This is a genomic window from Spirochaetia bacterium (assembly GCA_022482625.1).
GTDB lineage: Bacteria > Spirochaetota > Spirochaetia > Sphaerochaetales > Sphaerochaetaceae > Pleomorphochaeta.
Genome location: JAKVOU010000001.1, coordinates 1,728,770 through 1,741,630 on the forward strand (window position 1 = coordinate 1,728,770; position 12,861 = coordinate 1,741,630).

Sequence of the window (12,861 nt, forward strand, 5' to 3'; positions counted from 1 at the left end):
CCTAGGAACAACATCAAGCCAAAGTTAGGAATACTGTTCCTAACTTTGGCTTGATGTGCTATACTCTGTCTTGAATAATTTGAATTGGAGAGGCCCCTGATATGCAAGAATACAAAAAACGTATTGCCGATGCACTACTTGCCGAAAAATTAGCAGGGAAAGGTGCAGTTTTGATAGAAGGTCCCAAATGGTGTGGCAAGACAACAACTGCAGAACAGCAAGCAAAAAGTATCCTGTATATGGATGACCCCCAACGAGGAGCTACAAACCGTGTCCTAGCAGATGCAAATCCCCAATTACTTCTTGAAGGAAAAACTCCAAGGCTTATTGATGAATGGCAGATTGCTCCGAAACTTTGGGATGTAATCCGCTTTGAGGTCGATCATCGCAGGGAATTTTCCCAGTTCATTCTTACAGGTTCTGCAGTTCCTCCTTCAACGGAAGAAATTCACCATACAGGAACCGGCAGGTTTTCCTGGCTTAGAATGCGACCGATGAGTCTTATGGAATCCGGTGAATCAAACGCTTCCATTGGCCTTGGTTCATTATTTGAATCACCTGAGACTATTTATGCCGAAAACAAACTCAACCTGAACGATATCTGTTTTTTGATCTGTCGAGGCGGATGGCCACTTTCAACATATCTGGACGGAAAACTTGCTTTGAATCAAGCAAGAGATTATTTCGATGCTGTTGTAAACAGTGATATTTCCCGAGCGGATAATATCAGAAGGGATCCACAGCGGACTAAACGTTTGATGAGATCTTTTGCAAGACACCAAGGGCAACAAGTCGGCAATGCAACCATTTGCAAAGACATCAAAATAAATGATGTAGAATCCATAAGTCCGGATACCGTCCACTCATACATCGGAGCCCTGAAGAAAATATTCGTAATTGAAGATGCTCCCTCATGGAATCCAAATCTACGTTCAAAGACAGCAATACGAACATCTGACACCCGCTATTTCGTGGACCCATCCATTGCCGCAGCTTCACTTGGATTCGGACCTGGAGATTTGGTTTCAGACATGGAGACCTGTGGCCTTATGTTTGAAACAATGGCTATCAGGGACCTACGGATTTATGCAGAAGCACTGGATGGTGCTGTATATCATTACAGGGACAAGACCGGACTTGAATGTGATGCCGTAGTACATCTGCGAAATGGTTCATACGGCCTGATAGAAATCAAGATAGGCGGAGAAAAACTGATTGACCAAGGTGCTACATCATTGAAGAAACTGGCAAATATCATCGATACGGAAAAAATGAAAAATCCATCATTCCTGATGATTCTTACAGCAACGTCTGAAATCGCATACAGACGGCCAGATGGCGTCTATGTAGTACCAATCGGTTGCCTCGGAGTATGATTGAGTATTTTCGTTTGGTCCTTACTTCAACTGCCAGAAGATTTCCATAACCTATGTATCGATTGTTCTCCGAAGTAAGCTTCTGCAATCTTATCAAGCTGTCCTGCAATCTGTGAAAAAGGCAAAGTCAGATCCAGTGTCTTGACACTGAACCTGTTGCCATGTATCTGAAACACACTATCCGGTTGGATTTCTTCATCTGTCTTAGCATAGAGAAGCAGGCCTGAAACATTCTTGTCAGATACGTAATGGCAATTTTTCACATAAGTAAAAATCTGATAAAGGTTATGAGAATACAATGTATGCTTGTCATAATGCCCCTGTGTTATATGATCATAGTATTTTATGTAAATAATCGGCGCTTCATTCCTTTTATTCAAGTCAAGGATAGCTTTCTCTACCATAATTCAAAATATTACTTCAGGATCTTACTCCCGACATTGTCAAAGCTATATATCATCACTTATCTCTTCATCTTAAAAGCACACACGTATAGCATGTAGCAGGAAAATCATGATATACTCAGGACATCTATACTATGGAGCAAGGATTTGTTTTCAGACATCGATACAGTTGAAAACCTGATTCGTTCTGATGGTGGTCTGACATTACTGTCAAAGCGAAATGCAGCGTTCATCATCTCTTTCCTTTCAGGAACCTTCAAGGAATATAATGAAGGAACCAGCAGTGCAATCGAACAGACTCATCTGGTCCAGCTCTTGGCTTCCTATATCACGGCAAACAAGGAAAGCAGGCAATACATCGATGATGGAGAACAACCAGAAGAAGGCACCTTGGATTGGGACAATCAGGCAAAAGCCCTTGCTATGATCAAATCATGGTCAAGTCCTGAAAACAACTTCATATTCCGGTACTATGATGATATGCAACATGAAATGGTCGAGCTTTCGGCCGGTACAGAAAGACTGTTGCGCTATCTGGATGAAGTCCAGGATTCCAAGAAACTTTTCGTAGGTACCGAATCACGCTTTGCACAGATCCTTACCATGTTCCAGCAACTTGATGAGAACACAATTGTCAATCCGAAGGCAAGGATTGACGAACTCGAAAGGAAAAAGCAACAGATAGACCGTCAGATCAAGGAAATCGAAGAGACAGGGCAAGCCACCACCTATACCCAGCTTCAGGTCGCAGAAAGACTGCATGACCTTGAACGCCTGTCACAAGGACTGCTTGCTGATTTCAGGCAACTGAAAGACAACAACCATTTGATTTTTTCCGAACTATGCCACAGGCAACTGAAACCTACAGAAGACAGAGGGACACTCCTAGGCTATATCATCGACTCAACCGAAGCCTTGGAAAATTCCCCGCAAGGACAGAGTTTCACAGGATTCTGGAACTACCTCAGTGCCATGAGCAGCGGCGATTCCCTCGCATCGAAAGCTACTTTGATCCGGGAAAGAATGCCTGAACAGAAAATAAACATGGATTTCTTTTCTCACTTGGAAGAATCCCTTTACCAAGCAGGAAAATCAATCCTTGAAGAAAATCATCTCCTTTCTGAAAGACTGAAGAAAGTCATCACACGCAAGAATACTCCTGATTACCAGCTGATCGCGAGCTTGATCAGGCAAATCAAGACCTTGGCCGTAGATCCGAAAGTCCAGCTTCCCAAGTCCTCTGAACCCTTCCTTTCCATGGATGACAAGGTATATCTGAACGGGAACATGGCACGGCCCCCGATTCTTCCTCCGCTCAAGAGTGAAGCAACGGATGAATATCTTATCGTAGATCCACCGAAGATTGACCTTGCAGAACTGGTTGCTGATATACATATCGATGAGGAAGAATTGCTGAATATCCTAGAAGAGGAAAGGAAAAAAGCCACAAGAGAAGGTCGTGGCCTTACAATTCAAGATATCCTTACACGTCATCCTCTACGCTATGGATTTGCAGAGTTGATCACCTATCTTGCCATTCTTTTCAAAGTTCCTTGGTGTCAGGTGCATGATGATGAACAGGACAGTATCTGTTATGAAAATGAAGAAGGGCAGCATATACGGCTGCATATACCGAAAGTGGAGATTTTGACATGAATGAAAATGACATTTTAAGTGACAGCAAAAGCTGGGGAGACCTATGCGTCCGTCTGATAAAGGGACCGATATTCCAAGATGACACCCCTGATGTCTTTTCAAAAATTGTAACATGGAAAAACCAAATCGATGCCTACCTGCATGTAATCGGCTTGACGCTTGTCCTCGATACCACTGATGATTACGCATATCTGGCCCAACTTGAAGATGAAGAAGGAAACGTAAAGGGATCATTGCAACGGTTGATGATCCGCCATCCTCTTTCCTATGAAGCATCTCTTATCCTTGTCATCCTAAGAGAAGAACTTGACAAGATGGATGCAGGAGAAAAGCATGATTTCGGTGCCATACTCAAGGAAAGCCAAATAGCAGAACTGGTAGAACCTTATTACGATCAGACAATGGACCGTATCCGTTACAAGAACATCATTGCATCAAATCTCAATATTTTGGAAAGCATGGACCTTATCAAACAAATCAAGCGACCAACGGAAGGAACCCTGCCACTGGGACAGGACCGGGAATACTTGCTCCGTCCATTGATCAGAGCAAAAGTAAGTGCACAGTTCATGAATGATTTCAAACTCAGGCTTGAAAAACGCAAGGAGGAAGAAGCATGAGCAACGACTTGGGACTGGACTTCGGACAAAAACATTCAGGTTATCGGCTTTCCTATGCACAGATGTTCAATTGGGGTACCTTTGACCGTCATATTGTCACAATGGAAGTCGGAGGCAAAAATGCACTGCTCACAGGCTCCAATGGTTCAGGCAAGACGACTCTGGTCGATGCATTGCTGACACTTCTGGTACCTTCTCAATTCAGGACATACAACCTTTCTTCCGGCATAGAAGGTAAAACAGGCAGGAATGAAGAAAGCTATGTACTGGGTGCATATTCAACCAGCAAGGATGAAGATGCCTATGCAGCTACCCATAGGTGCTTACGAGACCAAAGTTGCCACAGTATTCTCCTTGCCTGTTTTACAAATACGACAGCGACGACACCGCTGACACTGATGCAGATAAGGTATTTCTCGACACAAGGGATATTGCAACGCAAATATTTCCTTATCGAAGGTAGCATGACAATTGAAATGATCAAGAAAAAAGATGCCGGGTATAAACCAGGCACAAACTGGATCGATAATTTCAGAAATACCTTCAGGGAACTCAACATCTTTGTCTATGATACATTCAAGGCTTACTGCAATGACTTTTCCCGACGCTTTGGCTTCCGTTCATCAGAAAAAGCTTTGAGAATCCTTGGACAGACCGTCGGCATGAAAGATTTGATGGATCTCAATGACTTCATACGGACAAAGATGCTCGATGAAGAGGATATCGGCTCCAATTTCAACAGTATCTTGGAAAACTATCAGAACCTCATAGGTCTGAAAGATACCATTGACAAAGAAGAATACCAAATCAAGCAACTAAAAGAAATAAACCGATTCGGAAAAATCTATCTGAAGGCAGACGAACACTACAAAGCGCTGCAGTTCCGTCGCGATACAGTGGCTTTGGTATGGCAGGCAAAAGCAAAAGTCGAACTTTGCCAGCAAAAACTGCAAAAAGAAGAAGAACAGCAACGTAGGGATATTGCAAAACAAATAACAATTGAAGAAAGCCAGGAGAGAATCAAGAAAGAAATAGAATCTATCCAGGCCACGCTAGCTTCTGATGAGCGGGAAACACAAATAAACAACCTGAAGGCTACCAGATACGAAAAGAACCGCAGACTTGAAGACTCAATACGTCCCAACAGGCATAGCTATGAAGATTGGGCCAAAAAGACATCACTTCAGATTCCACAGGACTTCGACAGCTTCCAAGCGAATAAAAAAGAGGCCTGTGCGCAAAAAGAAAAACTTTCGACACAGATTGCAGAAAGCGAAATTGAAAAGCAGGACTTCATAGTACAACGAGCCAAGCTGCAGGAAGTACTTGGTAAGATTGAACAGAGACTGCAGGCTTTGCAAATGAGAAAAAGCAACATGAGCCTTGAATACCTGCAACTGAGAGAGCAACTGGCAGCAGACACAGGTCTGGAGCTTAATCAATTGCCTTATCTTGGAGAATTGGTCCAAGTAGCAGCCAGTTGTCCTTACAATCGCACGGCAATTGAATCCATCATTGCTCCTCTTGCCCACATACTTCTGATATCGAAGGAAAACCTGCCTAAGATAATCGGATGGTTGGAAAAGCATAATCTGGAAGAAGCAGTCGAAGTCTGTACGGTACGTCAGGATTCCAAAGGTCCTTCAGCTATCAGGATAAGCAAGGAAGAAATTGAAGACAAAGAAGCCATAACCTTGAACCAACTGTTGGAAACAAAGGCAGACTGTCCGTTCCGCAAGGACCTCCAGAAACTATTGAAATCAAAACTCCATCTTGTCTTGGCAGAAGATCCTGTCTTCCTCTATGAAGGCAATGACAAATTCACGGCAGACGGCTTGGTTCACCAAGGACAGACCTATGGCAAAGGCATTACGTCAGAAGAAAAAGACATACACATCACCGGTTGGGATATTGAAGAGAAGAAATCCCGGCTTGTTGCCTCCTCTGAAGAACTGAACAGACAGATTGCCGATATCAACCGGCAGTATGAATTGCTCCAGAACCGCCTGCTCGCACAGCAAAGCAGACAAGAAGCTTTCTCCAGAATCCTTGAGTTTGTCGATTATAAACAGATTGACTGCAATGAAATCGAAACTGAAATTGCTACGCTTGACAGTCAGATAGAAGCCTTGTTGGAAGAAACGAAAGATCTGGAATCCTTAAGAAAGAAAATCGAAGAGCGTAGGGAAAAGGAACAGGAACTGGGCAATGAAAGGGACAAGCTGCTGAAAAGCCTCGGTAGACTGGAAGACAGTATCTTGCAACATAGGCAGATAGCTGAAGACAACAGGCATATCCTTGAGGAAAAAAAGGCAGGTTCTCTCCAGGATGCCATAGCAGAACTTGTTACAGCTTACATGCTTCCGCAACAATTTCAGGAATTCCCAACACTCAAGGATTGCTATGATTCACTTGAAAAGAACATAAACAGCCAGATTGACAGCGTCACACGAGAACAGTCGGAAGCCCGTGGTAAAACTGTCGGTCTCATGGGAGAATTCAAGAAACCCAAGGAACAACGTTTTTCAACATGGGTAAGCGATGTAAATGATCTCGTCGTAGAAATCGGTGCACTGCCTGCTTACCAAGCCATGCTTGACAGACTGCAGAAGGAGGACCTTCCCAAATATAAGGAACAGTTCGGCAGGATGCAGGCAGACAAAGTCAAGAAAGATATCCAGGACCTTAACATCTGTCTCAACAATTGGGAAAAGAAGATTGCAAGGAATATCAGCGAATTGAATGACAGCCTTTCTGATATTACCTATGCAAAAAACCCTTCGACACGGATTCAGCTTGTCATGTCCACTGCACGGGACAAGGACATCAAGGAATTCAAATCCTTGCTCTCAAAGGCACTTCCGGATGTCGGTATCGGAGCCAATACGGATGCCTCCGCTGCAGAACGTGCAAATACCTTGTTCCTTGAAGCTGTCCAGGCACTTGTTGACCGCCTGAAGAATGATGCATTGTTCAGAAACAAAGTCCTTGATGTACGTCGCTGGCATGATTTCGCAGCTGAGGAAACAGACATACAGACAGGAAAGCAGATACGGTTCTACCAAGACAGTGAAGGTATCAGCGGCGGGCAGAAAGCAAAGCTTGCCTATACCATCATGGCAGCCGCCATTGCCCATCAGTTTGATGTCTTTGATTTCGACAACGAAACAAAATCCTTCCGGTTTGTCATCGTAGATGAAGCTTTCAGCAAGAGTGACGATGAAAATTCCCGATATGCCATGAATCTCTTTGCAAAGATGGACCTGCAGCTGATGGTGGTTACACCGATGGACAAGGTCAATCTTGTAGAACCTTTCATTGAAAATGTACAGGTAGCTGTCTGTGATGACGGCAAACATTCCTATCTGCACAATATTTCCAAAGAAACCTTGGAAAATGCAAAGCAAGGACAGACATGATCGATAGCCAGGGAATCATAAGAAAGGCAAAGAATAAATTTGACAGCTACCTTGCTGCCATCATCAATGAAAACGTAGATGAAGTCGTTCCATGGACAATACGTTGCAGCAAGCAACCGGGAAGTGCTGCTGACGAGGCAGAAGCAGCTTATGTGGAACTTGGGACACATTGTAAGGACAAGCTTGGTCAGGGCTATACCCTTGAGCTAAAAAAGGTCAAAGGCCAGACACGAATCAAAGAAATCCGAGTTGATACGCCTGAAGATCTGTCGTTCCTTTGTGGCTGCAGCAAGGAAACTGCAATATTCAAGGAAACAATTGCAGCATTCAAGGAAATGTTCCCAGATGAACGGACCGTTGCATGGTTGCTTGAAAACAGAAAAATGCTATTCAAATGGACAGCTGACCAACGAAACAGGTTCCTGGACCTTGCATGTTATCTCCACGATCATCCGGATTCAGGCCTTTACCCTCGAGAACTTCCGGTCAAGGTGCCTACGAAATTCCTTGAACAGCATGCAGGAATACTTGTCTCTTTCCTTCAGATATTCGGCCCTCTCAGGACAGGTACTTCAGATTTGTCCAAGCTTGGACTTCTGGACAGAGATTTTACTTTGCTTGCCAGAGCCTACGCTCCTTTTACCCTTGTTCTCAACGATGCTCCCATATTAAGAACTACGGTCGCAAGCCTTACCCTTGATGAACTGGAAACCTGTACCTACCAGTTCAACGCTATTTTTATTCTTGAAAACGAAACGACTTTCAGATCTTTTCCGATTCCGAAGAACTGCCTGGCTCTTTATTTCGGAGGATTTGCAATCGGACGTATCCCAAAGGATTTTTCATTCTTCAGCAACGCAAAGGTCTTTTATTTCGGTGATTTGGATGAACATGGGTTTGCCATACTTTCACTATGCAGAAGCAGATGTCCCAATACCCAGTCTTTCTGCATGGATAGACTGACACTATCCAAGTTCAACCGATATAGAAGCAAGGGAGAAACATGCAAGGAACCTGTCGACGGCCTGACAGATGAAGAACGCCAGACCCTTGCCTTGCTTAAGGCTGAACCGAAAAGGAACCGGTTGGAACAGGAAAAGATAAGCAAGGAATGGGTGCTGGCAAGGCTTGAAAAGGAAAAAGTATTTACAACAGCTATTTAGCCAAAAAGATTATATTATGTTTATTCAAACAAAGATACTCAGTTTTTATTGCTTATATCAATAAAGTAAAGGCCTAATCTTTGTCGTATAAAATTTTTTATAAAATAGTTCTTCTCTTAACAAAAATGGCACAGATTTGGACATTTCAGAAAGTAGCTGCTGAGCATTTTCTGATTTATCATTTAAGGCATAAATAAGATTAGGATATTTTTTTATCTTTGAACCAAACAATATCTTAATATGATGTGTTAAATCAGGTCGCAGCTCTTCCATAGTGCTCCTCGTTTGCGCAGTCTTTTCAGAATTATTTTCAATATCGCCTAGTAAATGCACATAATACAATAATGCAGCCATACTATCAATTTTATTTCCAAATGATTGAATAAAACTAGAAATCCAAGAAACCTGTGTTTTATTAATTGTAGCCTCTTTACAGGCAAATTTATACTTTGATTTTGATAACAAATCAAAATCAAATACTTTCACTAAGGTATCTGTCAATAGTTTTTTTCTTTTTAACCATTGCGGTTGAACATAAAAATCGTATTTATCAGTATAGTCATAGTCCCATCCCATATGAGTATACTTTTCGTGATAAGGTCCCCCTTTTACACCACTACTCAGTTCCTCTAAGGAAGGTAAAAACTCTACTCCACCATCCTGTAAGGTTACTAGGGCTCGCGTACCAGCATAACGAGAAGATAGAGTAAAATCTGTAGTTAAATAAACTGCGTCACAAATCATTTCAATCTCTCGAACACGACTTTTTACGATCCTATAATAATTCCTATCACCGATTAGCATACTACATATATCTTTATCATGCTCATCTCGTGACTTAGCTCCAAGATTAAAAAGAAAGCAAAATACTAATAAAAAAAATAAAAATCTAGTTTTTTTATGATTAAAATGAATCATAAAATATTGCTCAACAGAAATTTACCATTTCTTTCTTTTATAAAGGAAAACGTTAAAAATTCATTACCCGTTGTAATTCTAACCGTATAGCCGTAACCATAATTTTCTGCTTTATAATTTTTATTATCTCCAAAAATGGTTGTAATAGTATTTCGTCCCAATCTATTGACATTCTGTAAAATATTTTTAATTGTCTTTTTTCTAAGGCCATCAACTGGAATTATTATTTTTGCTCTGAAATTCTGTAAATCTGTGTCATTTTTTTCTCTTTCAATCATAATTTTTTTGGGAACAACTCTATAAAGATTGTCTTTTTCATCTAATCCCTTTATTTCAATTTTACTATCACTTGCAATGAAAGTAGCAGGTAAAGTCAAAACTAGAGAATTCCGTAAAGGATTAGTTTTAAGGTTAATACCAGATTTTGAAGGAAGCACATTAAACAGACTATGAAGTAATTGGGGAACTATAAGTGACTGTTTGATTATCTGGTTAATTTTATAAATTTCATCTTGAGAAGATTTTTCTTCTCTTTGTATTTGTAAAAGAAACTGTATATTTTGCAAATAAGCAGGGCTTAATGGAGGAAGTTCATGTTCTCTTGATTTTATCAATTGCTTATAGTCTTTTTCTACTGCATCTCGTCGCTCTTTTGTCATTGCTTTTAATTTTTTCTCTGGAATTTTTTTAACTGGCATAACATAGGTCTGCAAAGAATTTTCTTGTTGTTTAGATAGTTCAATAATATTTGACCGCACTAATACGTATGCTTTATCTATACAAGCGTTCTTATCAGAAAAATCATCTGAAGCTATTGATAAATAAGTCACAGCACAAAAATACCGTTGTAACCAATCATCATTACTAGTATTGTCAAGAATCGTCTGTAACATTTGCAATATGGTTGCATGATATTTGACAGGATCATTACACACATATCCAAAAGCAACAACACCACGAGTTAAAGCCTGCCCAAACTTAATATCTTTCCTATAAATATGATCATTATTGACAAGATTTTTATAGCTTTTCAAAGCATCCAGACAACCTTGATATTTGCCATTTTCATAATATGTTTTAGACAATGCTAACCAATAATCAGGTAATTTCGCATAAACTGCCTGATTATCAAGTAGCCATTGTAATCGTCGAACAATTATTTTATCATTAGTATTTTTCACAAATTCGGAAAGAGATTCTTGACTAAGAGAATCAGTTTTATTCAAATTCCCCGCATTTGTCTGATAGATTATGTAATCAAAAATACTTTCATTCAAATTATGGATTGTTGCTCTTTCTTGATCATCTAGTTTCCAATTCTTTTGCATAAATTCCAAATCTATAGAATCTTTAGCTGCGGCATAACTAGAAACAGAAGAGGATGCTGTACCAACAACAGCAACAATAGCTCTTAAAGGATCACGAATCATATAAGACATACCCATAATACTTATAGGCGAAGGAATTGCTTGCTTTATGGCTTGTGTTTCTTCATGTTCATATAAAATTTGAAGCCTTTGTCGCTCAATATCTGTAATTCGAAAATTTTCAATATCATCTAGTAATTCATGAATATAAAATTGGGTTGTTTCATCTATTATGGAAGGATCATAATTATTTAAAAGTGATGAATATATATCATCAAGCATAAGACGATTGTCCTGTTCCTCTAATACCTGATTTGCCGTTAAAGTCAACTGATTTAATAAAGCTAAAGAAATATCAGAAGAATCTTTTGTATATCCCTTCATTAAGGATATAGCACCTAAAACTATAAACATTATAATGAGGTTTTTGCAAAACTCGAAACTGATGGGTCAGTGTGCATAAATATGCAGTTTTCTCAGCAGGATTCCCGGCCTGTGCCCGGAAGGGAAAGAAAGGGGAGAAACTGAGGGGAAGGCTGCACCGGCATGCCATGGTGCCGGGAGGACAGCCCCGCCCCGTACGGCAAAGGACAGGTGTACCGTCATCTTTTTCTTGAAAAACAATTCTTTTTAGGGTATGAAAAAAGGCTCGCTTTTGATATACTTTGATTGTAAAAAAGAATAAAAGGAGCCTTTACCATGGATAGTACACCGAACCGCCTTTCACTGCAACCCCTCCTCTTCGACCGGCAGGACCTGTGCGGCTGCTTCTTCCTTGAGCCCACCCCGAAGGAGGTGGAGTTCCTGCGCTACTGGCAGGCACTGGTTGCCCTGGTCCCCACGCGGCTTTCACGGCCTGCGGGAGGGCGTACCGGGCGCAGGGGCTACAGCCTGATGGACATACTGGCGGTGCGTGCGGTGCTGCTCTTCTTCCGCCTGGACACCGTCACGGCTGCGGTTGCCCTGCTGCAGTCGAGCCCGAACCTGAGGACGGTGACACAGCTGGGGCGGGTACCCAGCCCGTCGTCGGTGAGCAGGCGGACGTCACGGCTGCTGGAGGAGATGGACTTCCGGGGGATCCATGACCGGCTGTGCAGGCAGTTCTATGCAGGCAGGACGGTGTGCCACCTGAGCCTTGACAGCACGCCCGTGGATGCACGGGAGAAGCCTGCGGTGAGGGCGAAGCGGCAGAAGGGCCGGAGGGGCCGCCCGAAGGCCGGCAGCGCAGAGGAGAAGGCGGTGCAGGAAAGGAAGGGGCAGGAGGCACGCCTGGTGCAGCTGCGCGACAGCGGGGACCCCCATGCCTACCTGGCCACGCTGGAACAGCGGTGCACGGTCACGGGGAAGCGGAACAGCAGGGGGCACATGCAGTGGCGCGTGGGCTACAAGGTACACCTGGCAGTGGACGACAGCGGCATCCCGGTGGCCAGTGCGGTGACGGGGGCGTGCGTGCATGACACGCAGCCGGCGATCCCCCTGCTGCGCATCGCCGCAGGGCGGTGCACCTGGCTGTATGCCCTCATGGACGGTGGCTACAGCAGCGGGGCGATCAGGGACAGGGTGCTTGCCATGGGCAGGGTGCCGCTCATCGACTTCAAGGCCGACCGCAACGGGGCCAAGGAGGAGATGGACCCTGCGGGACGCGCCAGGTACCGGGCACGGACCACGGTGGAGCGTACCAACAGCGAGCTGAAGGAGTGTTTCCTGCCGAAGGCGCTGTACGGCCGGGGGCCGAGGGCACGTTTCGACCTGCGGCTTGCGGTGCTGCTGCTGACCGTCAAGCGGATGGGCAAGGTGCTGGAAGCACGGCAGCAGGCGGCAAGGAAGAAGAGCGCATAGCAGGAAGGAATGGAAATGATGGCAGAGTGCAGGCACCCGGGAGGGCGTCCGTCCTGCGTGTGCGCGCAGGCCTGCGGCAGGCCATGAAGGCTACGTGAT

Annotated in this window: 10 protein-coding genes; 6 read left to right on the top strand and 4 right to left on the bottom strand. The window is 43.3% G+C overall.

The genetic code is table 11. From position 1 onward, the window contains the following. Positions 1 to 101 precede the first annotated feature (101 nt). Positions 102 to 1,376 (top strand): DUF4143 domain-containing protein, encoded by a 1,275-nt coding sequence (locus tag LKE40_07885; GenBank protein ID MCH3917367.1) that lies wholly within the window; start codon positions 102 to 104, stop codon positions 1,374 to 1,376. A 26-nt stretch (positions 1,377 to 1,402) separates the two neighbouring features. On the opposite strand, the gene LKE40_07890 is transcribed toward LKE40_07885, so the two are convergent. Continuing rightward, positions 1,403 to 1,780, bottom strand: coding sequence for a hypothetical protein (locus tag LKE40_07890; GenBank protein ID MCH3917368.1), 378 nt, complete (start codon positions 1,778 to 1,780; stop codon positions 1,403 to 1,405). 147 nt (positions 1,781 to 1,927) lie between these two features. Between LKE40_07890 and LKE40_07895 the strand changes: the two genes are divergently transcribed. Genes LKE40_07895 through LKE40_07910 form a run of 4 tightly spaced genes read left to right on the top strand, consistent with a single transcriptional unit; the run spans position 1,928 to position 8,638 of the window. After that, entirely contained in the window at positions 1,928 to 3,436 is a 1,509-nt protein-coding gene (locus tag LKE40_07895) for a DUF3375 domain-containing protein (GenBank protein ID MCH3917369.1), read from the top strand. Continuing rightward, on the top strand, positions 3,433 to 4,056 hold the full coding sequence (locus LKE40_07900; protein MCH3917370.1) for a DUF4194 domain-containing protein: 624 nt from the start codon (positions 3,433 to 3,435) through the stop codon (positions 4,054 to 4,056). The genes LKE40_07895 and LKE40_07900 overlap by 4 nt, the downstream gene beginning before the upstream one ends. Further along, positions 4,053 to 7,475, top strand: a complete 3,423-nt coding sequence (locus LKE40_07905; protein MCH3917371.1) for a hypothetical protein — start codon at positions 4,053 to 4,055, stop codon at positions 7,473 to 7,475. The genes LKE40_07900 and LKE40_07905 overlap by 4 nt, the downstream gene beginning before the upstream one ends. Beyond that, positions 7,472 to 8,638, top strand: a complete 1,167-nt coding sequence (locus tag LKE40_07910) for a DUF2220 family protein (GenBank protein MCH3917372.1) — start codon at positions 7,472 to 7,474, stop codon at positions 8,636 to 8,638. The genes LKE40_07905 and LKE40_07910 overlap by 4 nt, the downstream gene beginning before the upstream one ends. A 57-nt stretch (positions 8,639 to 8,695) precedes the next feature. Here LKE40_07910 and LKE40_07915 read toward each other — a convergent pair whose 3' ends face one another. From LKE40_07915 to LKE40_07925, 3 genes are read right to left on the bottom strand one after another with little or no spacing between them, the layout of a single operon-like run. Beyond that, the gene (locus tag LKE40_07915; GenBank protein MCH3917373.1) at positions 8,696 to 9,556 is read right to left on the bottom strand and encodes a hypothetical protein; all 861 of its coding nucleotides are present in this window, start codon (positions 9,554 to 9,556) and stop codon (positions 8,696 to 8,698) included. Continuing rightward, positions 9,553 to 11,337, bottom strand: a complete 1,785-nt coding sequence (locus LKE40_07920) for a hypothetical protein (protein MCH3917374.1) — start codon at positions 11,335 to 11,337, stop codon at positions 9,553 to 9,555. Before LKE40_07920 ends, LKE40_07915 begins: the two co-directional genes overlap by 4 nt. A gap of 36 nt (positions 11,338 to 11,373) precedes the next feature. Then, positions 11,374 to 11,529, bottom strand: coding sequence for a hypothetical protein (locus LKE40_07925; GenBank protein ID MCH3917375.1), 156 nt, complete (start codon positions 11,527 to 11,529; stop codon positions 11,374 to 11,376). A gap of 93 nt (positions 11,530 to 11,622) precedes the next feature. On the opposite strand from LKE40_07925, the gene LKE40_07930 reads away from it, so the two are divergent. Beyond that, entirely contained in the window at positions 11,623 to 12,762 is a 1,140-nt protein-coding gene (locus tag LKE40_07930) for a transposase (protein MCH3917376.1), read from the top strand. Positions 12,763 to 12,861: the final 99 nt, after the last annotated feature.